The 20,864-nt window shown below is 37.0% G+C and carries 22 protein-coding genes; 7 read left to right on the top strand and 15 right to left on the bottom strand.

Annotated features, from left to right (window positions below):
* The first annotated feature begins 4 nt into the window (after positions 1-4).
* The gene (locus tag A7A78_RS02635; protein ID WP_068760864.1) at positions 5-721 is read left to right on the top strand and encodes a response regulator transcription factor; all 717 of its coding nucleotides are present in this window, start codon (positions 5-7) and stop codon (positions 719-721) included.
* 35 nt (positions 722-756) lie between these two features.
* On the opposite strand, the gene miaA is transcribed toward A7A78_RS02635, so the two are convergent.
* The 8 genes from miaA to A7A78_RS02595 form a co-directional block, all read right to left on the bottom strand.
* Complete coding sequence (gene miaA, locus A7A78_RS02630) at positions 757-1,674, bottom strand: tRNA (adenosine(37)-N6)-dimethylallyltransferase MiaA (RefSeq protein ID WP_068760863.1); 918 nt, start codon at positions 1,672-1,674, stop codon at positions 757-759.
* Positions 1,674-2,540: an ion transporter gene (locus A7A78_RS02625; protein ID WP_068760862.1), complete on the bottom strand. Its 867-nt coding sequence runs from the start codon at positions 2,538-2,540 to the stop codon at positions 1,674-1,676. The genes miaA and A7A78_RS02625 overlap by 1 nt, the downstream gene beginning before the upstream one ends.
* 38 nt (positions 2,541-2,578) lie before the next feature.
* Positions 2,579-3,958, bottom strand: coding sequence for a 3'-5' exonuclease family protein (locus A7A78_RS02620; RefSeq protein WP_068760861.1), 1,380 nt, complete (start codon positions 3,956-3,958; stop codon positions 2,579-2,581).
* 77 nt (positions 3,959-4,035) lie between these two features.
* Positions 4,036-4,695 carry a YggS family pyridoxal phosphate-dependent enzyme gene (locus tag A7A78_RS02615; RefSeq protein WP_068760860.1) on the bottom strand — a complete coding sequence of 220 codons (660 nt, stop codon included), beginning with the start codon at positions 4,693-4,695 and terminating at the stop codon, positions 4,036-4,038.
* 28 nt (positions 4,696-4,723) lie between these two features.
* Positions 4,724-5,962 (bottom strand): DUF1015 domain-containing protein, encoded by a 1,239-nt coding sequence (locus A7A78_RS02610; protein ID WP_068760859.1) that lies wholly within the window; start codon positions 5,960-5,962, stop codon positions 4,724-4,726.
* Between the two features lie 2 nt (positions 5,963-5,964).
* The gene (locus A7A78_RS15060) at positions 5,965-6,225 is read right to left on the bottom strand and encodes a YcxB family protein (RefSeq protein ID WP_165593537.1); all 261 of its coding nucleotides are present in this window, start codon (positions 6,223-6,225) and stop codon (positions 5,965-5,967) included.
* 213 nt (positions 6,226-6,438) lie between these two features.
* Entirely contained in the window at positions 6,439-7,326 is an 888-nt protein-coding gene (locus A7A78_RS02600) for a 3-hydroxybutyryl-CoA dehydrogenase (RefSeq protein ID WP_068760857.1), read from the bottom strand.
* A gap of 20 nt (positions 7,327-7,346) precedes the next feature.
* The gene (locus A7A78_RS02595) at positions 7,347-8,315 is read right to left on the bottom strand and encodes a Gfo/Idh/MocA family protein (protein WP_068760856.1); all 969 of its coding nucleotides are present in this window, start codon (positions 8,313-8,315) and stop codon (positions 7,347-7,349) included.
* Positions 8,316-8,467: 152 nt separating this feature from the next.
* Here A7A78_RS02595 and A7A78_RS02590 point away from each other — a divergent pair, with 152 nt between their 5' ends.
* Complete coding sequence (locus tag A7A78_RS02590; RefSeq protein ID WP_068760855.1) at positions 8,468-9,109, top strand: protein-L-isoaspartate(D-aspartate) O-methyltransferase; 642 nt, start codon at positions 8,468-8,470, stop codon at positions 9,107-9,109.
* Here the strand turns inward: A7A78_RS02590 and A7A78_RS02585 are convergent.
* The 6 genes from A7A78_RS02585 to A7A78_RS02560 all read right to left on the bottom strand — a co-directional run bounded on the left by A7A78_RS02585 (position 9,106) and on the right by A7A78_RS02560 (position 14,643).
* Positions 9,106-9,627 (bottom strand): GNAT family N-acetyltransferase, encoded by a 522-nt coding sequence (locus tag A7A78_RS02585; RefSeq protein ID WP_068760904.1) that lies wholly within the window; start codon positions 9,625-9,627, stop codon positions 9,106-9,108. The genes A7A78_RS02590 and A7A78_RS02585 overlap by 4 nt on opposite strands.
* Positions 9,624-10,094: an SRPBCC family protein gene (locus A7A78_RS02580; RefSeq protein ID WP_068760854.1), complete on the bottom strand. Its 471-nt coding sequence runs from the start codon at positions 10,092-10,094 to the stop codon at positions 9,624-9,626. The genes A7A78_RS02585 and A7A78_RS02580 overlap by 4 nt, the downstream gene beginning before the upstream one ends.
* Before the next feature lie 2 nt (positions 10,095-10,096).
* Positions 10,097-10,867, bottom strand: coding sequence for a dienelactone hydrolase family protein (locus A7A78_RS02575; protein ID WP_094746002.1), 771 nt, complete (start codon positions 10,865-10,867; stop codon positions 10,097-10,099).
* Between the two features lie 11 nt (positions 10,868-10,878).
* On the bottom strand, positions 10,879-13,359 hold the full coding sequence (locus tag A7A78_RS02570) for a DUF5686 and carboxypeptidase regulatory-like domain-containing protein (RefSeq protein WP_068760852.1): 2,481 nt from the start codon (positions 13,357-13,359) through the stop codon (positions 10,879-10,881).
* A gap of 162 nt (positions 13,360-13,521) precedes the next feature.
* Complete coding sequence (smpB, locus tag A7A78_RS02565) at positions 13,522-13,986, bottom strand: SsrA-binding protein SmpB (protein ID WP_068760851.1); 465 nt, start codon at positions 13,984-13,986, stop codon at positions 13,522-13,524.
* Between the two features lie 93 nt (positions 13,987-14,079).
* On the bottom strand, positions 14,080-14,643 hold the full coding sequence (locus A7A78_RS02560) for a SixA phosphatase family protein (RefSeq protein ID WP_068760903.1): 564 nt from the start codon (positions 14,641-14,643) through the stop codon (positions 14,080-14,082).
* Positions 14,644-14,799: 156 nt separating this feature from the next.
* Here A7A78_RS02560 and A7A78_RS02555 point away from each other — a divergent pair, with 156 nt between their 5' ends.
* The 5 genes from A7A78_RS02555 (at position 14,800) to A7A78_RS02535 (ending at position 18,085) form a co-directional block, all read left to right on the top strand.
* Complete coding sequence (locus A7A78_RS02555) at positions 14,800-14,985, top strand: CsbD family protein (protein WP_068760850.1); 186 nt, start codon at positions 14,800-14,802, stop codon at positions 14,983-14,985.
* Between the two features lie 174 nt (positions 14,986-15,159).
* Complete coding sequence (locus A7A78_RS02550) at positions 15,160-15,948, top strand: T9SS type A sorting domain-containing protein (RefSeq protein ID WP_068760849.1); 789 nt, start codon at positions 15,160-15,162, stop codon at positions 15,946-15,948.
* Between the two features lie 215 nt (positions 15,949-16,163).
* Positions 16,164-16,637 (top strand): hypothetical protein, encoded by a 474-nt coding sequence (locus tag A7A78_RS02545; protein WP_068760848.1) that lies wholly within the window; start codon positions 16,164-16,166, stop codon positions 16,635-16,637.
* A 349-nt stretch (positions 16,638-16,986) separates the two neighbouring features.
* Entirely contained in the window at positions 16,987-17,682 is a 696-nt protein-coding gene (locus tag A7A78_RS02540; RefSeq protein ID WP_068760847.1) for a hypothetical protein, read from the top strand.
* Positions 17,683-17,737: 55 nt separating this feature from the next.
* Positions 17,738-18,085, top strand: a complete 348-nt coding sequence (locus tag A7A78_RS02535) for a hypothetical protein (protein ID WP_068760846.1) — start codon at positions 17,738-17,740, stop codon at positions 18,083-18,085.
* Positions 18,086-18,205: 120 nt separating this feature from the next.
* Here the strand turns inward: A7A78_RS02535 and clpB are convergent, their stop codons facing one another.
* Positions 18,206-20,806, bottom strand: coding sequence for an ATP-dependent chaperone ClpB (gene clpB, locus A7A78_RS02530; RefSeq protein ID WP_068760845.1), 2,601 nt, complete (start codon positions 20,804-20,806; stop codon positions 18,206-18,208).
* Positions 20,807-20,864: the final 58 nt, after the last annotated feature.

Raw genomic sequence — 20,864 nt, 5'->3', positions numbered from 1 at the left:
AATTATGGAAACAGAAAACAAAAAAATCCTTCTTGTTGAAGACGATCCCAACTTTGGGACAGTATTAAAAGATTACCTTGCCATGAACGAATATAACGTTACCCATGCAAAAAATGGGATGGAAGGTTTTGAAAAATTTAAAAAGGACGATTTCGATCTTTGTATTCTTGATGTAATGATGCCGTATAAGGATGGCTTTACATTGGCGAAGGAAATTCGCGAGAAAAACGAAGATGTGCCGATTATATTTCTTACCGCTAAAGCTATGAAAGAAGACGTTTTGAAAGGATATAAAGTTGGCGCGGATGATTATCTGAACAAACCCTTTGATAGTGAAGTACTTTTGATGAAAATAAAAGCCATCATCCAACGAAAAGCTACAGATTCTATTGCTGACAGTAAACAGTTTGAATTTCAAGTTGGGAATTTCCATTTGAATTCCAAGCTAAGATTTTTGACATACAATAAAGAAACTCCAATAAAACTTTCCCCAAAAGAGAATGAATTGTTGCGTCTTTTGGCACTTCATAAAAATGATTTGATGCCGCGGGAGCTTGCATTGACCAAAATTTGGAGAGATGACAACTACTTCACTTCAAGAAGTATGGACGTTTACATAGCAAAACTTCGTAAATATCTCAGTAAAGATGATGGGGTTGAAATTATCAACATTCACGGCGAAGGTTTCCGTTTGGTAGTGAAAAACGAAGTGGAAAATTAAATTGTACAGCTTAAGATAAGTGTAAAAGAACGCCTTTAAAGGGCGTTTTTTTCTTTTATAAAATTTATAATCGTGGGTGGATTTGCTTGATAATCAAACCAGTGGATCTCTTCATTTTTTTTGAACCAAGTGTTTTGTCTCTTTGCAAATCGGCGTGTGTTCTTTTTTATTTCTGAAATGGCTTCTTCTTTTGAAAGATTTCCATCAAAATATTGAAACAATTCGCGATAGCCCACGGTTTGCAAAGCATTTTTTTCTTTATGAGGAAAAAGTAATTTTGCTTCATCCAGTAGCCCTTCTTCAACCATTTTATCTACCCTAAGATTGATTCGGTTATAAACTGTTTCCCGTGCTGCGGTTAAACCAATAAAAAGTGTGTTGAAATCCCGCTCAGTAGTTGCTTTCTTAAGAAAAGAAGAATATGGTTTTCCAGTAGCGCGATAGATTTCCAAAGCACGGATTATTCTATGTGGATTGTGAATATCAACTTTTTCAAAATAAAATGGATCAACTTCTTTTAATTCATCTTGAAGTATTTCAATACCTTTTACATCCAGTTCAGCATTCAATTGCTCCCTAATTCCCGAAGGTATTTCAGGGAAGTTATCCAAGCCTTTAACCACGGCATCAACATATAGTCCCGAACCTCCAACCATTACAACCACTGTGTTTTTTTCAAAAAGAATTTTTAATAAAGCAAGTGAATCCCTTTCAAAATCACCAACGGAGTAATCCTCAAAAATGCTTTTATTTTGAATGAAATGATGCGGAACGGCTTCCAGCTCTTCTTTTAAAGGAACTGCAGTGCCTATGTTCATTTCTTTAAAAAACTGTCGTGAATCTGCTGAAATTATTTCCGTAGAAAATGCTTTTGCAAGTTTTATGGCGAGTGAGGTTTTTCCAATGGCAGTGGGGCCTACCACACAAATTAACAATGGTTTTTGCTGCAACATTAAGTTTCCAGATTACTTTCGTAATTTAATTTTTCACCACATTTGTGGCAATATTTAGCATCATCCCTGTGGCGTTGGGCTCCGCAATTAAGACATGCTTGGGTGTTTACGTGTACATAATCTTTCCCTAACACATCATTTTTATCCATACTTTTAGTGTATTCGGCACTAACAATTCCCGTGGGAACAGCGATAATGCCATAACCCAAAATCATAATAACCGTTGCCAATAATTGCCCGAGCGGAGTAGAGGGAGCAATATCTCCAAAACCAACGGTAGTAAGGGTTACAATACACCAATAAACACTTATGGGAATGCTTTTAAAACCGTGCTCCGGTCCTTCAATTATATACATCAAAGTGCCGGCGATTACAGCAATAACGAGAACTGCAAAAAGAAAGACCAGAATTTTTGCTTTACTATTGATCAGTGCTTTTCGGAGTTTTGCGGCTTCACCAATATAACGGGTGATTTTCAAGATTCGAAATACCCGTAATAATCGCAGCGCACGAACGGATAGTAAAAAACTGCTTCCCGCGAAAAGAAATGATAAATAAAGGGGAATGGTAGATAAAAAGTCAATAATTCCGTAAAAACTAAAAATATAAACCCGCGGTTTTTTAACAGTAATTATCCGCGCAATGTATTCAAGGGAGAAAAATATGGTAATGATCCACTCGCCAATATATAGTATTTCGTGATATTTTGCGTCAATTTCACTAACGCTTTCCAGCATCACTAAAACAATACTCAATAGAATAAGTATAAGCAGCACGATGTCAAAAAGCTTGCCCATGGGCGTATCTGCTTCATAAATAATTTCGTGAAGTCTATACCGCCAAGATTTTTTATTGGTTGGTTTCAATGTGGAATTTTTGAAAGTCTAAAATACGCAACTTTCCGCTAATTAACTGTATTGGTAGAAAGGTTTACTGTCTTCAGCACTTTATTTCTTCGTAAATAACTTTGAATGATGTGCTGCGCGTCCCGATTGTTTTGCATTGGAATAATGATTGATTTTAAAATCTCGGGATTGTTGATTTGATAGTTCAAATTGTAAAATCCATAACCTTTGTAAACTCCATTTTCAATTAATATTACGGAGCGTTCGTCAATTTCCCTTCCGCGGTCTATAATGAGCATATTTTGGTTTTCGTAACTGTACTTTTCCAAAAATGCTTTTACGCGATTGTTATATTCTGTAGCCGGTTCCTTGTTTATGCACGCCCCATAGCATTCTTTTATGGTATAATTGAAGCAATGTTTTGAGCTAGTGTAAAGTCCTGTAAGCTTTTGACAAAGCTGGTTTTCCTCAGTTATTTTGAAAAGTGTTGATTTTGCCTGTTGGTAATTGCTAAAAGTTGTGATTGCTTTTTTTCTAGCATCGGCTTTTTCAATTTTCAAATTTATGTATCCATTTTCATCCACAAAAGAAGTGAGTTGATGGCTGAAAAGAGTTCGTCGCAAACCTTTATTAAATAAAGGTTTGGTTTGTTTAATTTCTTCCGATTCCTTTAAAAGCGCAATCAATTCGCTGCCCGTTTTTTCAAAGGTAACCGATTTCACTTCCAGCTGAATTTTTTTGGACTTCCTATTATCGCTGGTGAAATGTTGCGTCAACCTTTTTTTTATGTTTTTGCTTTTCCCTAAATAAATTACGTTTCCAACCTCGTTATGCATGTAATACACGCCGGTTTCCGAAGGAGTTTTTTCAATTATATCTAATAATTTTGGCTCCAATTTTTGTTTTGACTCCTTGCGTAGCGTTTCCGTAATTATTTCTTTTGAAGAATCTTTCGCCAATAACATTTTGAAAAGTGCCACGGTTGCTTTTGCATCACCTTGTGCACGGTGGCGGTCGCTCAGCGGAATGCCCAATGAACGGACCAATTTTCCCAAACTGTAAGAGGGCATATCCGGAATCAATTTTTTTGCAAGTTCAACCGTACAAAGAGTTTCCTTTTCAAATTGATAGCCCAAACGATCAAATTCCGTAGTGAGAATTCTATTATCAAAAAGTGCGTTGTGGGCGACCATAATGCAGCCATCTGTAATTTCAATGATGCGTTTTGCCACTTCATAAAACTTTGGTGCGTGCCGAAGCATTTCATTGTTAATGCCCGTAAGGTTTACAACAAAAGGCTGAATAGGTTTTTCGGGGTTAACCAAACTTGAAAATTGGTCCACAATATTGTGGCCATCAAACTTATAAATTGCAATTTCGGTAATGCCTTCCTCATTATACTTCCCGCCAGTGGTTTCTATGTCTAAAATTGCGTACACTTCTTCAGTTTGTTGTTTATAGTTAGTTTAAATGAGCATTGAACATTGAGCATTGAACATTGAGCATTGAACATTGTTTATTGATAGTTTCGTTCGCCAAAAATTGCACTTCCCACACGCACCATATTGCTTCCGTTTTCCATTGCAATCTTATAATCGCCGCTCATTCCCATACTGAGAATTTTTAATTCTGAATTCATAATTCTGAATTGGTCATATATTTTCTTCAATTTCTGAAATTCATCCGAAATTTGTTTTTCATCATCCGTAAAGGTTGCCATTCCCATCAGACCAACAATTTTTACATTTTGAAGTTTTTTTAGCTCTTCCGATGAAAGAAGTGTTGCGGCATCTGCTTTGTCCATCCCAAATTTGCTGTCTTCTTCCGCAATTTTTATTTGAAGCAAACACGCGATGGTTCGTTCATTTTTTTCTGCCTCTTTATTGATTTCTTTTAAAAGCTTCAAACTGTCCACCGCATGGATTAAATTCACAAAAGGCGCCATATATTTCACTTTGTTGCGCTGTACGTGGCCAATCATATGCCATTCCACATCTTTTGGCATTTCCTGCCATTTAGACTCCATTTCCTGAATTTTGTTCTCCCCAAAAATGCGTTGCCCAGCATTGTAGGCTTCCATCAAATCACTAACTGGTTTTGTTTTGGAAACCGCTACCAACGTAACGTTATTAGGCAATTCTTTATTGAATTTTTTTAAATTTTCTGAAATACTCATCTCTTTATTCTTTTCTCTTTCCTCTTATTCAGAATTCATAAATAGTAACGCCGCTTCTAAGTTTCGGTTCAATATAAGTGCTTTTTGGGGGCATTTTTAAACCTTCGTCAGCAATCATTTTCATTTCTTGTGTGGTCACGGGCAATAAACCGAAACCAACGGCGAAAGCACCTGAATCTACAACTGTTTTTACGTAGGCCAAATCTTTTTTCCCGTGGGAATACTCTATGCGTTGATCGTTTCGTAAATCTTCAATCCCGAGCAACGGTTTCAAAATAGTAACAAACAAAATCTGCGTGTCCAGTGCATCGAGGGCATTATTAATTTCGTATTTGCTCTTCCGAAGGTAAAGCGAATAAAACTCGCCATCCAAATACATACTGAAATGGTGCTTTTTGGAAGGTTTGTAATATTCCATTCCGCGATTTTCTATTCTGAAATACTCATCCAGCTTTATTAAAAATTCCTCTTTTTGCAAACCGTTCAAATCTTTCACCAATCGGTTGAACTCATATATTTTCAAATCACTTTCGGGAATGAGGTAGCTCATAAAAAAATTATAAGCCTCATCGCCAGTATGATGAGGATTCTCTTCCTTTAAATCTTTTGCCAACAAATAGGACGAAGCAGAACGATGGTGGCCATCGGCAATATAGAGCGCTGGTATTTCGCTATAAATTTCTTGAATTTTCTTTAGCAGCATTTCATCGTCAACGTTCCAAACATAGTGTGTGTCGCGGTAGGTGGTCGTGAACTCGTATTCAGGACGGCTTTGCATCACAAAATCTATGGTTGCCTCCAATTCGTGATTGTCTGGATAGGTGAGGAGCACGGCTTCGGCGTTAAAGCCTACGGTTTTTAAATATTCCTTAAATATTATTTCACGAAACTCAAGCGTGTCTTCGTGTTTTTTTATAACATCATCTTCATAATCCTGGACACTTGCAGCAGCTACAATGCCGTTGAATTCCAGCCCATCCCGGTTCACGATTTTATAAATATAGAATGAAGGCTTTTCGTCCTGCATAAAAATTTCGTCCTCCTTAAATTCCTGATAGCGATTTCTGACCAATCCGTAGCGTTCTACTCCCGAAATTTCCTTCTGGTATTTATATCCAGGATTCACAATATGCAAAAATGAAAAGGGATTGTCCCGCAAACGTGATTCCACCTGCGCTGCAGTATAACTGTCATAAGAGCGTGCAGCGAGCAGGCTCACTTTGTCCCGGGTAGGGCGGACAGCTTTAAAGGGGATAATTTTTGCCAACTTTATCTATTTATATATTCTTCAAATCTTTCTAGATCTTCTTTTGTGTAGAAGATATTTTTAGGAATATAGAAGTAATGATCTTTATTTAAATATAACATCCAATATTCATTTAAATTCTTTACAGAAACAATTTTTTTATAAGGAATTTCACTTGTGCTCCCTTCCGTTTCATCAATTTTGATTATTTCCGAATCAAAAAACAACTTTCTTTCTGAAAGAAATATTTCTTGATTTTTTGAATAGGCATATCTGTAAAGCATTATATAAATTAATATGGGATATGATAAACAAACAATTACCCATACAAGACTGGAAGTATTCGTTGTTTTTATATATAAATACAGATGGACAAGCCCAATTAAAATAAGCAACGAATAAAGCCACCAACTTTTCTTTATTCGTGTCTTTAAAATAATATTGAAAAAAAGCTTTTTTGACAGCGAAAATTTCTTGGTTTCAATCATATAAATGAATTATTGAAACATTTTCGAAACATCTTCTGCCTTTCTGTTTTTGCTGTAATCATAAAAACCTTCACCGCTTTTAGCGCCCAACTTTCCTGCCATTACCATATTAACCAACAATGGGCACGGAGCGTATTTCGGATTCTTAAATCCTTCATACATCACTTTCAAAATAGAAAGACAAACGTCCAAGCCAATAAAATCTGCTAAAGCCAACGGACCCATTGGGTGTGCCATACCTAGCATCATTACGGTATCAATCTCCTTCACGCCAGCTACGCCATTATAAAGCGTTTCAACAGCCTCATTTATCATTGGCATTAATATACGGTTTGCTACAAATCCTGGATAATCATTTACTTCCACTGGAACTTTGTTCAGTTTTTTTGAAAGCTCTTCCACGGTTTTAAAAGTTTCTTCGCTAGTGCTGTAACCTTTAATGATTTCAACCAATTTCATAATCGGCACGGGATTCATAAAGTGCATCCCAATGACCATTCCCGGGCGTGAAGTTACCGAAGCAATCTGCGTGATGGAAATAGAGGAGGTGTTACTGGCAAGAATAGTATCGTCCGGACAAAACTTATCCAAGTCACGGAAAATCTTCAACTTCAAATCTACATTTTCAGTTGCAGCCTCAACAACAAGGCTGGCATATTCCACGCCTTCTTCAAGACTGGTGAAAGTTGTAATGTTTTTTAGCGTACGGTTTTTATCTTCTTCTGAAATGGTTTCCTTGGCAACCATTCTGTCCAAATTTTTGGTGATTGTCGCTATTCCTTTGTCGAGTGATGCTTGGTGAACATCAATCAATTGTACTTTATAATCATATTGTGCGAAAGTGTGGGCTATTCCGTTGCCCATGGTTCCTGCGCCTATTACTGCTACGTTTTTCATTAAAATGAAATTTTATTTAGTTATATTTTTTTAAAATTTTCAATAATCAACATTGCTACCCGCAATGCCTCGGTTCCTTGTTGTAGGGAAACTTCGGGCGTTCTATCAGCTTTTATGGCTTCGTGAAAACTCTCTAGTTCATCAAGGATGGCATTGTTGTTTTCAATCTTTGGGTTTTCGAAATAAATCTGTTTTTTGATGCCTTCAGCATTTGTTAAAACCATCGCAAAATCATCTATTTCTTTTGGGGCGTCCTTCATTTTTACAACTTCACATTTCTTCTCCAGAAAGTCTACAGAAATATAGGCGTCGCGTTGAAAGAAACGTGCTTTTCGCATTTTCTTAAGTGAAATTCTACTTGCGGTAAGATTTGCCACGCAACCGTTTTCAAATTCAATTCGGGCATTTGCAATATCTGGGGTTTCACTAATTACCGAGACTCCGCTTGCGCTCACAGCTTTTACGGGGCTTTTAACAACGCTTAAAATAGCATCAATGTCGTGGATCATCAAATCTAAAACCACAGAAACGTCCGTTCCGCGCGGATTAAACTCTGAAAGGCGGTGCGTTTCAATAAACATCGGGTTGCTTATTTTATCCTTAATAGCCATAAAGGCTGGGTTAAAACGTTCAACCTGACCAACTTGGCCGCGAACTTTTTGCTGTTTAGCCAAATCCCGAATCTGCTCAGCTTCCGCTACGGTCTGCGTGATTGGTTTTTCAATAAAAAGATGTTTTCCTGCCTTGATTACTTTTTCGGCACATTCAAAATGTTTACTAGTGGGTGTTACAACAACAACCATTTCACTAGCATTTATAAGGCTTTCCATAGATGGAAAACTTTTGTAACCGAATTCGGCTTCTATTTTTTCCGAAGCATCTTCGCTGGCGTCATAGAAACCCACAAGTTCATATTTTGTGGATTGTTGCAGCAATTTCAAGTGTATTTTTCCTAAGTGCCCAGCACCCAGAACTCCCGCTTTTAGCATTGGCGTGTGTTTTTCACAAATGTAATGGTTTCGGAGGAAAGTTTAAAAGTTTATAGGTTTAGAGTTGATAAGTTATTGATACATATTTATCGAAATGTAAATTGCGCTTTGAGAACAAAATTGGTTACTTTGTCGTTCAAAATTATTAACTCGTGAAAGATACATTTACCCACCAAGGAATGCGTAAAAAATTGGTTGAAACCCTTATAAAGAAAGGGATAGCCGATAAAAATGTTTTACAGGCCATTGGCAAAATTCCGCGGCATCTTTTTATGGATTCTGGATTTGTGGGTCATGCCTATGTTGATAAAGCATTTCCTATTGCGGCGGACCAAACAATTTCGCAACCTTATACAGTAGCTCGACAAACAGAACTTTTAGAAGTGAAAAAAGGCGATAAAATTCTTGAAATAGGAACGGGGAGTGGTTACCAGGCTGCGGTGCTTTTAGAAATAGGGGCAACACTTTTCACTATTGAAAGACAAAACGAACTTTTCAAAAAGACAAAACTTTTTCTTCCCAAACTTGGTTATAAACCAAAACGAATGGTTTTTGGCGATGGTTATATTGGGTTAGAAAGTGAAGCTCCTTTTGATGGAATTATTGTAACCGCTGGAGCGCCTTTTGTTCCAAATCCGTTATTGGCGCAATTGAAAGTTGGCGGAAAATTAGTAATTCCCGTAGGTGAAAATATTCAGGTTATGACCGTTTTTTCACGTAAATCTGACACTGAATTTGAGAAAGAGGAGTACGGTGAGTTTCGTTTTGTACCACTTTTAGAAGATAAAAACTAACGGTTTATATAAAACACTTCATTGTCTTGGTTATCAGTATCTTTTTTATCCTCACTTGGAATAAATCCATGGTGTTTTAATAGCTTTTTTGAAGGTAAATTCCTATAATCTGTATAAGCTTCGATGGTTTTAAAACCTCTTTGGTTGAATCCAAAATTCAAGACGGCTTTTAGCGCTTCGCTCATAATTCCCTTGCCTTGAAATTCAGGATCGAGGTCGTAACCTACTTCGGCAGTTTTTTTGTCTTCAGAAAAATTCCATAGACAAATCGAACCAATCAAAACATCAGATTCTTTGGTTGTGATTCCCCAAGCAATGGCTTTGTCAGTTTTTAAGTTGTCGTCTAATAATTGAATATGTGCAATTGCCATTTCACGTGTTTGCGGCGCCCTCTTTATGTATTTGTTGATTTCCTTATCTGAACGTAAATAATAAACCCTGTCTACATCCGAAGGCACAACTTTTCTAAGATTTAAACGCTCAGTAATTATTATCGGGAATGGTATTGCTTTATTCATAATATTTCTTTCCATTTATTGGTTTCCGCAAATGTTTTGACGATTTCATTTCGTTTCAAAAGTAACTTTTCCATATAACTTTTTAAAAATAGTTTATCTGCAAAATGTCCAAGAAATCCAAGTGGAGAGACGTATGTAAAGATATCTGTCATTAAAGTTCCCTTCTGAATTTGCTTGAAATGATGTTCGTGTTTAAAGCTTTTAAAAACGCCATTTACCATTTCGTCTGCGAAATAGTTTGGGGGTTCAAATTCAGTAATTTTTGAGGTAAGCTCTTGGTAAAAACCCAAATGTTTTGCTCGCCAAGTTACCGATTCGTTCAAGCCAATGAGGCCGCTTGTTTTGCCCGAGATAGCCTCTTCTTTCGTGTGTTTTGTGGATATTTTGTGTAAATCAATGCTTCGCGATAGATCAAAAACGATATTTTTTTCGGCCTTAATTATCGTTTCCAATTCTATTCTAGGCATTTTTATTTCTTTAAAAATTTAATCAATTGCTCAAAAGAGTCTTTCGCGGCTTCTTCGTCATATTTCAAAAGATAATGCTTTTTGCTGATGAAAGGAATATATCTGTAATATTTTCCTTTTTTCAAACTTGCTACATCGTATCCGTGATATGCATCATCATACACTTTTATGGTTGCGTTTTCGGCGATCATGTACTTTAAAATATCGTCCGCTTTTACGATTCTGTCCTTTCCACCCGTTAAAACGAGTACTGGAACTTTTGGTTTAAGTTGAATTTCATAACCATTTGCAGGATAGAATAATGCAATTGATTTTATACGAAGTTTTTTTAGCTCATTTTCATCATTCGCCAAAGGAATTAAACCCAACCCAGCGCGCGACCAACCCACGATACTTCCTTCTGAATTTGGGTCGATATCTCCATTCTGTTTTGCCCATTTTAACGCTTCTTCCAGCGTCCAAAGAATTTGCGCGGGTTCTTCTTCTACAACATCTCTTTTCGAAGCTTTGTATGCTGCAACATTATCAACCAACAAGACCGAAATGCCTTCCGCATTTAGTTTTTCAGCAACGTCATAATAATGCGTTGTATCTTTAAAAATCCGCAAACCGCCAGTGCCGGGAAGAAATACGGCCCATTTTGAAGCATTGTAATCTTTCGCTCTTTGAAAGTGGAAAAAGTCCGTCATCTTTGCGTCTTTCGGCACTTTTTGCATCGGAATGCAACTCGTGAAGAGTGAAAAGACAAGTAATAATTTCAATATAGTTTTCATAGTTTTTTACATTAAATACCCAAAAGATCCAAAAATTTCAGCCCGAAAATAAAGGCTCCGTCACTGCCGCCGTTATAATAGGAACGCACATAATCTACGCGCAACAACCTGAATTTTCCGAAGCCGAGGTTATCTATACCTACGGAAATTTCGGAATATGGTTTTCTTTCCTCGGTACTTAAAAAATGTGCCCCGGCCACCAAGTTGAGGTTCAGTTGATTGATTCCGGGGATTTTCCCCAAAATCCATCCGCGGAAGTCGTGCTCCACATGGCCTTCAAAATAACTTTTGTTGGTACTGAAATCGTAATAGGGCATCAGGTTAAAAACATTGGTGTAGTTTGGCGAAGTGCCCACCCTCGTTTGGTTTCCGTTGAAATGTTTGTAATCAATAAAAGAAATTCCATCGCCGTTTGCGAAGGTTCCACCTTTCAAATTGTAGTAAAATTGTCCTTTATTCCCAAGTGAAATAGACTGATTTAAACTCGCTTCAAACTGCGTATAATCGTACTGGTTTTCAGTAATTGCGGCGCCATTTTCCACGGAAATATTCAACTCTGGATATTTATCTACGCCAATATTGAATTTCATATCTGGGTTTGAAAAATACTTTTGGGCGAAGTTGATACGCGCCCGAAGCTTGCTTTTCACAATGTTGTGTTCCGCAATTGCTGCATTGTTGAAATCGTTTGGAGCCAAAGGATTATTGCTGGTATAACTTACATCGTCAAACGGAATGGTTACGTAATCAGTATTGTTGAAAAGAGGTTTACGGTTTTCATAAGCCACGACGGCATAAAGATGAAGTCCATTAAAAATTTCTTGGCTATAACCAATTCGCCCAAAATTAAGCTCGTACAGCTTCATATAATTTCGTTCAAAGAAAAGTGTGGCAAACGTATTTATCAGCGGCGAAATAGGTTCCGTATCGTTAAATTGGGCAACCTCGCTTCCTCCTGAAAGGGAGATTCGCAGTTTGTCGGTCCAATTAAAATTGCGGACCACATTCGCGGAAAACCGAAGCCTGTCCTCTGCAATGCCATAATCTGCACGCACGGCTGCAGAAAGTGTGTTGGTCTGGTTGTCGTCATACCATTTGTAAAACGTCAGTCCAGCCTTGCTGTTCCAGCCTTGCACGGTGTTGAAATTTATTCCTTTCAGCGGACCTTCATAGCCCACAGACCATTTTTCAAAGGAATTTTTATAGGTATAACCCGCAAGCAAACTCATAATACCTGGCTTATTTGATTTTGCGTCAATCGAATCCAAATAGGGTTTTGAGTGACGAAGTATTTGAATACTATCTTTTTTAATATAATCTTTCAGTTCTTCATCCGTTAACGGCACGGGGCGGTTGCCTTTCCAAAAGAGACTGTCTTTTTTGTTGGCTTCGGCTTTAAAGGAAAGCACTTCATTTGTAAATGATTTTTTGGTGAATTCCGGCTTAAAATCATAATTGCTATAAACGGCTATAAAACGGCCATCTCCCGTAACCCCAAAAGCGCCAAAACCAAAATCTACTGTCTGTGATATTTTTACCCAAAAATCATTTCCGGTGTCGTATTTATAATTCTGTTTCACCGTTAAATTGCTCACAAACGGAACCTGAATTGCCGCTCCGGTGGTTGAAAGCTCAACACCATAAAGCTCCCAATCGTCTTCAACAATATAAACGTAGCCTTGCCAAACCCTGTCGTTCGGGCGTTTTGGAATAACCTTTATTTTATTGATAAGTTTTGGGCCTTCGTAAAAAACGCCATCCAATTTATAGTTGTAATAGCTCAGTGCATTATTTGCTATAGGCGAAACCAAAGCGGCATTTAATTCAACAGTATTTTCATAAAACGAAATATTTGCACTTTGCGCACTGTTAAAACTGAAACCGTTATCATTTCCGCTCACTTTACTGGCGATTATTTTTTCAGTGAATTTATCCGGTTTTTGGTATGCAATTTCTGAAATAGTTTCCGAAAGGTAAATGATGCCAGTTCTTGTAGAATCAAGCATTCCGTCAAAATCGCCCACTTCTTGGCCCATAATTTTTTCGGGTACGTTTTCTACATGCCAAAGACCTCTTGAGTAGAAATCTGCTGTGTATTCGCTTAATTTTTCAAGGTTTTCCTTTCGCTGTGCAATGGTTTTGCGGATGATGCGGTAGGCGGGATCTTCGGAAGTATTAACAACAACTTCATCCAAACTTGTAGTTTCTTCTTCAAGGGAAACATTCAAAATAAAAGGAAATGAAGTAGGTGAAACCGTTTTGGTGAGCGTTTTATAGCCCAAAAACTGAAACGTAATTTTATAGTCCTTCCTTTCAGAAGCAGTTAATGAATAATTTCCATCGTCATTTGTAGTCGTTCCAATGTAACTATTCTGAAGGTAAATGTTTACGTAGGGCAGGGGCTCGCCTTTGGTATCGGTTACTTTCCCTACTATCTGGGCAGAAATGTTTGCTGAAAGAAAAAAAAGGAGAAGAATAAGTTTAAAGCGCATGAAGCTGTGTCCGGTCGAGCGCAGTCGAGACCTTTTGATTGTTAATTGTGATAAGCAAGAAGCCTCTCGACTGCGCTCGAGGGGACATTTTAACTTACGCAAAATACTAATAAAAAGATTTTGAATTTGTTAAAGAAGCGTTAGGACTTCCGCTGTGCGGAATTAATTATTAAAAGCCTTCTTTATCCTGCTAAGTTGCTTTTTGGAGTCGCGTTCTTTGATGACCTCCCGCTTGTCGTATTCCTTTTTTCCTCGGCAAAGGGCGATATCTACTTTTGCCAAGCCTTTATCGTTTGTAAAGAGCACTAATGGAATTATGGTGAGTCCGCTATTTTTCACTTCTTTTTCAAGCTTTTTAAGTTCGCTGCGATTTAATAGAAGTTTGCGTTCGCTTTTGGGAGCGTGGCTGTAGTGCGTGGCGTGGCTGTATTCCTGAACGGTCATGTTTATCACGAAAAGTTCATTGTTGCTAAATTCGCAAAAACTTTCTGCAATAGAGGCCTTTCCTTCGCGGATGGCTTTTATTTCAGTACCTCGTAAAACAATGCCAGCTGTATAAGTATCAAGAATTTCATACTCAAACTTAGCTTTGCGATTTTTTATTTTTACGTTTTTTTGGATTGCCATAACTGCAAAAGTAGAATGAATAATGAAGAATGTGCAATGTTTAATGAATAATTAATAATAGGGAAAGAATAAATAATAAATAATCCCTAATCACTACTCAACAGTTATGGTTTCTACTTTTTTGTCGTTGCCGTTGATTGTTACTTTAAAAAGTGTAGAATTATCGGTATCGTCCATATCCTTAAATTTTTCTTCGCCAATTAGTTGATTTACCAATTGCGGAATGGTATTGCTGTGGCCCACAATCAAAACGCTTTTGCCATTGGTTTTGTTTAAAAATTCATCAGAATAGACTGTATTCGGATCGTAGTGTTTTGGTGAAACCTGTTTTTGCTGCGCAATCAACGAGGCTGTTTGCTTGGTGCGAATGTATTTTGTTACGTAAACCTGGTCAATTTTAATAGGTTCAAAATAGGCTGCCCAGCGCTTGGCGCGCATCATTCCTTTAATCTCCAAACTTGGATCTGGATCGTTTGGGTTTGTGCGCACTTTTTCTGCATGGCGAATTAAGTAATAGGTAGCGTGCTGGTTTTGATGGGAAATGGTGGCTGGTGTTTCGGTAGTTTTCTCCTCCTTGGAGGTTTCTTTCTTTTCCTCGTTTGGGTTTCCACAAAAAGTGAAAAGCGGCAATAACAATAATAGCATGTAATGTTTCATTGTAAATTCTGTTTTTAAATAACACTTTTTAAGACACATTGGCAAAGTTATAACTAAAACCGCTGAATCTTTAATATTTCATTATTATAAATGGATTGCAAGCTGTTGTAAATTTATAAAACGAAAAAGAATTAATTAATTTAAAACAAAAAAGCTATGAACGAAGATCAGTTTAAAGGAAAATGGAACCAAGTGAAAGGAAAATTCAAACAAGCATATGCAGACCTTACCGATGATGATTTAAAATATGCAGAAGGTAAGTCTGATGAGCTACTTGGTCGACTTCAAGAAAAAACGGGTGAATCCAAAGAAAAATTGAAGGAAAAGATAGACAAGTGGTAGTTTTCATCTAAACTTTAATTACCGCTTTATTTGAAGCCGAGACCCCTCAAAATTTCAATAGTGAAATTTTGAGGGGTCTTTTTTATCCAATTTTTAAAAATTTATTATGGATAAATCCCTTTTTATTAGACAAATACATAACTTCGTACTATTCAAACCTTAAAACCAACTATTATGAAAAAAATTACACTGATTCTATTGTTCTTTACCATTTTCGCAAATTCCCAAACCGGAAATTATCAGGTTGGCGATGTGGTAGATGATTTTACCGTAACCGATACTGAAGGCAACGAGTATAATTTGTATTCTCTTATAGCAGAAGGAAAGTATGTTTATCTAGATTTCTTTTTCGTTGACTGTGTTCCTTGCCAAAATTCTGCGCCTACTTTTAATGAATTTTTTGATAAGTATGGCTGTAATGAAGGAGACGTATTCTGTATCTCCATTAATAATGGGGACGACAATAATGCACGAGTTATACAATATGAAATAGATCACGGAGGTCCTTTTAATCACGCACCCGCAGTAAGCAACGAAGGCGGTGGTGGACCAGTTGATGCTAATTTCGGTGTTGGTGCATATCCCACATTTTGTTTAATCGGTCCTGGAAATATTATGTTGAACAGAGACATTTGGCCATTAAATGGAATTCAAACTTTTGAAAATACATTCCCGATAGGTTTTGAGCCACCAGTAATTGAATGTACTATTTTGGGAGTTTCAGATGCAACAGCTTTTGATTTCAATATATACCCTACCGTTTCAAAAGGAAATGTAAATATTAATCTTCCAAACAGTACAGATGCACAAGTAGCGATATTCAATACTTTGGGCCAACAGGTTTTTGTGAATAATTATTCAGAAAAAAACATTTCCCTAAACCTGCAAATTGCGGCTGGGGTTTATTTGGTTAAGGTAACTTCAGATAATAGCTCGGTTACCAAAAGGATTATTATAGAGTAATTTCCCAATAAATTATTTTGAAAAGCCCAGTACATAATATGTTTCAGGGCTTTTTTGTTTTACATAAATTTATTACGAGAATGAGTCGTGCCACATTGCAGTGGAAACGGAATGCTTGCCAGTTGATTAGGCCTGTTTAGTGGGGCATTGGAGAAGTTAGATGGGAATTTGTAATATATTTGATAGTTGTGCTTAATTTTAAAATTTAAAAAAAATTGAAAAAAGTATTAATAGAAATTGCTTGGTTTATAGGAGTATATCTATTTATGGTTATAGTTAAAAATGTTTTCTTTCCAATTGATAATCCAGTACATTATGGAACAATTGATATTAATATTAAAGATACGTATTTTATAATTCGGAATTTAGAAGTCTTTATTTCGCTCCTAATTATTGGGTATTATTGTATATATCAAATAAGGTCATTTATATTAAATTACAGAAACAAAACGTCTAATATTATTTTAATTATTTTTCAAATATTATCTGTTGTACTCATTAGTTTTTTGATATCTTTTGCTTTTTCATTGAAAAACACTGCTGCTCTGTCAAGTGGCGCAACGGTGAGAATAAATGACATTGTTTCTGATATTAATTGGAAATCTATTTTTCATAGTTTAATAATATTTCAGGCAATTTTTTCTTTGATTCTTTTTTATAATTCTTACCGTATATTCAAAAAAAATTAAATCCCAATTACCGTGCGTTTGCACCACCTGCCCACCCAAATAAAAACAAAACCCCCAAGTTAATTCTTGGGGGTTTTTGCATTCTTATTTTTCATTATACTAAATGACAATTTTTAAAGCCATAGACAATTCCATTAAACACTTCATAAAAGTATTGGCAAAGAGCAAAGTAAAACGCTCATAACTCTGGTTATCCACATTCACTAAAAAAATAATTGCATTCACTAAAAAAAATCTTCAAAAAGTGAAGTAGCGGTTACTTTTATTGTGCTCATTATCAGAATGTTTTCTCTGTTGCAAAAACATTTTGAACAGCAATAATTGTAAAACAACACTAAAACCAGCAGCCATGAAAAAATTAATTACAGCATTTTTCACACTATTATTAGTAGCGTGTACAACTGAACAAGAGGAAAAAGCATTCAGCATTATTGGCGATTATTATGGAGCCAAAGTTACTTCCACAAAAGGATTTTCTTCCCAAGTTGGAAAAAAGAATCAAAACTACATAAATCTATACTTAAAAGGTGGGCCTTACATAGGCGTAGAAGACTCTAAAAAATTAGCAGCCTACGCCGCAGTTTTGTTTTACGTTAATTTGAGCGAAGAAGAAGTTTCTAAATATACTCAAATACAAGTTAGTCTTTTTGAAAACAAAACCCAAAAGGACCCTATTTACAATACTACTTACGATGTAGAAACCCTACGCAATATTGCTGCATTATCAACAAATTTTCAAAAAGCGGGAGAGCTGTTGTTAAACGGAACGCCAAGTGAAATTTATGAATTGATTGCAGAAAAAAATAGGGTTCCAGGAGAAAAGGAACAATTTGAATCTGTTATAGAAAAAATGAAGATTGAACGTTCCGGGATTAAGTCGGTAAAACTTTTGGGAGTAGAATTATTGATAAACAACGATACAAAAGAACGTTTTTTGAGCTTTAACGGTGAGGTTAAGTGGGGAAACGACACTGCTACAGCGATGACTGTAAGAACGTCTGAAGACCCCAAAATTAAAGGGATAACAAACCTAAACATAAAATAAAGAAGACAAATTAAGATACAGCAACAATTTACCAACCTTTTAAATAAAAATCAAAATGAAAATAAATACACAAGAAAACGCAATAGATATTGATGACTTGCAACTCAAGTTATTGGCCCAATTTCCTAAAAAATATAAAGTAACAACTCGGAATAAAGATATATTGGTGGTAGCACAGTCCAAAACTTGTGGTGCCCTAGTAATTCGAAAAAAAAACTCAATTGTTGTTAACGGTAACTTTCCAACTATGGCTGGGCAAATGATCTTTACTTTGTTAATGGTTGGTCTGGGTATTTTAATTCCATTAATTATTTATTATCTCGTATTTCATAAAAAAATGAAAGTGGTAGAAAAGGAAGTTGGAGAATTTATTAAGGAAGAGTATAAAAGCAAACTTGTTTAAAAAGAAGAAATGAGGAGATGAAAAGTTCACTATTGAGAATTTTCAACTAGCATTCAATCAGATAATTAAAAACCCCAAGCAAAAGCTTAGGGTTTTTTTGATATTGATTATTGTTTACTGTTAATTTATAATTGTTTCTTGGTTCCGAAACACCAGTGCTTCATTAAAGCTATCCAGCAAAATAATACTGTCCGTAGTTATTTTTCCGGCAAGAATTTCTTTGGAAAGTTCATTTAATACTTCACGCTGAATCACCCTTTTTACGGGTCTTGCACCATACTGAGGGTCAAATCCTTTTTCAGAAAGATACTTAATGGCTTCTGGCGTAGCATCCAAAACAATATTTTGTTTCAACAGCATTTTTGAAACACCTTTCAGTTGTAGTTCCACAATTTTGTGAATGTCTTGTTTTGAAAGCGGCGTAAACATGATTATGTCGTCAATACGGTTCAAAAACTCTGGGCGCACGGTTTGCTTCAACAAGGCAAGTACTTCAATTTTGGCGCCTTCCATAGCGGTTTCAGGGTCTTTTACGGTATCAAACCGCTCTTGGATTATATCACTTCCCATATTACTGGTCATAATAATAATCGTGTTTTTGAAATCTGCCAAGCGCCCTTTGTTGTCCGTTAAGCGGCCTTCGTCCAAAACCTGCAACAAAATATTGAACGTATCTGGGTGTGCTTTTTCAATCTCGTCTAATAAAACCACACTATATGGTTTGCGGCGAACGGCTTCGGTAAGCTGTCCACCTTCCTCATAACCAACATATCCCGGAGGCGCACCCACCAAACGGCTCACGCTGTGGCGTTCCTGATATTCGCTCATATCTATACGCGTCATTGCGTTTTCATCGTCAAACAAGTATTCGGCCAAAGCTTTTGCAAGTTCGGTTTTACCTACACCTGTTGTCCCAAGGAATAGGAAGCTACCAATAGGCTTTTTCTCATCCTGCAATCCCGCACGGCTTCGGCGAATGGCGTCACTAACCGCAACAATAGCCTCGTTTTGCCCAACCACACGTTTGTGCAAGTGATCTTCCAATGTCAACAGTTTTTCACGATCGCTTTGGAGCATTTTGGTTACAGGAATTCCAGTCCATTTTGCAACCACTTCAGCAATGTCTTCGCGAGTTACTTCTTCTTTAATCATAGAAGTTCCTTCGTCATTTTCTGCAAGTTGGGTTTCCAGTTTGCTTAAAGCAGCTTGTGCATCTTTAATTTTTCCGTAGCGAAGCTCCGCTACTTTTCCAAAATCGCCATCGCGCTCTGCGCGTTCTGCTTCTAGTTTAAAATCCTCTATCTGGGTTTTTAGGTTTTGCACGTTGTCCACAACCTCTTTTTCACTTTGCCATTTTGCGTTCAGCTCGTTGCGTTCTTCTTTTAAATTAGCCAATTCCGAATGAAGCGATTTTAGCTTCGTTTCGTCTTTTTCACGTTTTATGGCTTCAATTTCAATTTCAAGCTGCATAATCTTTCTGTCCAAAACGTCAAGTTCTTCGGGCTTGGAGTTGATTTCCATCCTTAATTTTGAAGCAGCTTCATCCATCAAATCAATTGCCTTATCTGGAAGAAAACGATTAGTGATATATCTTTCCGAAAGCTCAACGGCAGCAATAATCGCTTCGTCTTTAATACGAACTTTGTGGTGGGTTTCATATTTTTCCTTGATTCCACGAAGAATTGAAATGGCGCTTTCAGTGTCCGGTTCATCAACAATTACCTTTTGGAAACGGCGCTCAAGCGCTTTGTCCTTTTCGAAATATTTTTGATATTCATCCAAAGTAGTAGCTCCAATGGCTCGCAGCTCACCACGCGCAAGTGCGGGTTTCAAAATATTGGCGGCATCCATAGCGCCCTGCCCGCCACCGGCACCAACGAGGGTGTGGATTTCGTCAATAAAAAGAACGATGTCTCCTTCACTGGAAGTAACTTCTTTGATTACGGCTTTTAGACGCTCTTCAAATTCTCCTTTGTATTTGGCTCCTGCAATCAGTGCGCCCATATCCAAAGAATATATCTCTTTCGATTTTAGGTTCTCGGGCACATCACCATCCACAATTCTGTGCGCCAAACCTTCCGCAATGGCGGTTTTACCTGTCCCGGGTTCACCAACCAACATCGGGTTGTTTTTGGTCCTTCGGGAAAGGATTTGAAGAATTCTTCTAATTTCCTCATCACGACCAATCACAGGGTCGAGTTTGCCGTCGCGGGCAAGTTGGTTAAGATTTTTGGCGTATTTGTTTAAAGAATTATAGGTTTCCTCAGCACTTTGTGAAGTAACATTTTCGCCTCCGCGTAATTCTTGAATGGCGGCCTTCATTCCTTTTTCAGTTACGCCTTGGTCTTTAAGACTTTGGGCAATTGCGCTTTTTGAATTTAAAATAGCCAATAAAAGATGCTCTATGGAAACATATTCATCGCCCATCTTTTTGGCAATATTGCTGGCTTCGATTACAGTTTTATTTGCTTCACGCGAAAGCATAATATCACCACCCGAAACTTTTGGAAAACTTTCAAGCTGCTTATCCAGAATTTGTTTTAGGGTAACTAGGTTTACGTTAAGTTTTTTTAAGATGAATGGCGTTACGTTTTCATCTACCTCAAAAATGGCCTTGAGGATGTGTTCGTTTTCAATTTGTTGGTTGCCGTAGCCCTGCGCAATCTGTTGCGCTTGCTGTATGGCTTCCTGGCTTTTTATTGTAAAATTATTAAAGTTCATATATGTAAAATGTTTTTGTTTTTCGTTTGTTTGGGTATTGTTTTCAAATACAAAGCCA

It is taken from the genome of Aequorivita soesokkakensis, from assembly GCF_001641085.1.
Taxonomy (GTDB): Bacteria; Bacteroidota; Bacteroidia; order Flavobacteriales; family Flavobacteriaceae; genus Aequorivita; species Aequorivita soesokkakensis.
The sequence above is the reverse complement of the archived record's forward strand: the minus strand, read 5'-3'. Positions and strand labels throughout refer to the sequence as shown.

What these genes read in the sequence shown, in the direction of transcription:
- A7A78_RS02615 (WP_068760860.1), bottom strand. Translation starts at nt 4,695, where the DNA reads ATGAGTATTTCAGAAAATTTAAAAAAATTCAATAAAGAATTGCCTAAT.
- A7A78_RS02560 (WP_068760903.1), bottom strand. Translation starts at nt 14,643, where the DNA reads ATGAAACATTACATGCTATTATTGTTATTGCCGCTTTTCACTTTTTGT.
- A7A78_RS02575 (WP_094746002.1), bottom strand. Translation starts at nt 10,867, where the DNA reads ATGAAAACTATATTGAAATTATTACTTGTCTTTTCACTCTTCACGAGT.
- miaA (WP_068760863.1), bottom strand. Translation starts at nt 1,674, where the DNA reads ATGTTGCAGCAAAAACCATTGTTAATTTGTGTGGTAGGCCCCACTGCC.
- A7A78_RS02580 (WP_068760854.1), bottom strand. Translation starts at nt 10,094, where the DNA reads ATGCCTAGAATAGAATTGGAAACGATAATTAAGGCCGAAAAAAATATC.
- A7A78_RS02550 (WP_068760849.1), top strand. Translation starts at nt 15,160, where the DNA reads ATGAAAAAAATTACACTGATTCTATTGTTCTTTACCATTTTCGCAAAT.
- A7A78_RS15060 (WP_165593537.1), bottom strand. Translation starts at nt 6,225, where the DNA reads ATGCTTTACAGATATGCCTATTCAAAAAATCAAGAAATATTTCTTTCA.
- clpB (WP_068760845.1), bottom strand. Translation starts at nt 20,806, where the DNA reads ATGAACTTTAATAATTTTACAATAAAAAGCCAGGAAGCCATACAGCAA.
- A7A78_RS02635 (WP_068760864.1), top strand. Translation starts at nt 5, where the DNA reads ATGGAAACAGAAAACAAAAAAATCCTTCTTGTTGAAGACGATCCCAAC.
- A7A78_RS02540 (WP_068760847.1), top strand. Translation starts at nt 16,987, where the DNA reads ATGAAAAAATTAATTACAGCATTTTTCACACTATTATTAGTAGCGTGT.
- A7A78_RS02600 (WP_068760857.1), bottom strand. Translation starts at nt 7,326, where the DNA reads ATGAAAAACGTAGCAGTAATAGGCGCAGGAACCATGGGCAACGGAATA.
- A7A78_RS02585 (WP_068760904.1), bottom strand. Translation starts at nt 9,627, where the DNA reads ATGAATAAAGCAATACCATTCCCGATAATAATTACTGAGCGTTTAAAT.
- A7A78_RS02570 (WP_068760852.1), bottom strand. Translation starts at nt 13,359, where the DNA reads ATGCGCTTTAAACTTATTCTTCTCCTTTTTTTTCTTTCAGCAAACATT.
- A7A78_RS02555 (WP_068760850.1), top strand. Translation starts at nt 14,800, where the DNA reads ATGAACGAAGATCAGTTTAAAGGAAAATGGAACCAAGTGAAAGGAAAA.
- A7A78_RS02535 (WP_068760846.1), top strand. Translation starts at nt 17,738, where the DNA reads ATGAAAATAAATACACAAGAAAACGCAATAGATATTGATGACTTGCAA.
- smpB (WP_068760851.1), bottom strand. Translation starts at nt 13,986, where the DNA reads ATGGCAATCCAAAAAAACGTAAAAATAAAAAATCGCAAAGCTAAGTTT.
- A7A78_RS02595 (WP_068760856.1), bottom strand. Translation starts at nt 8,315, where the DNA reads ATGCTAAAAGCGGGAGTTCTGGGTGCTGGGCACTTAGGAAAAATACAC.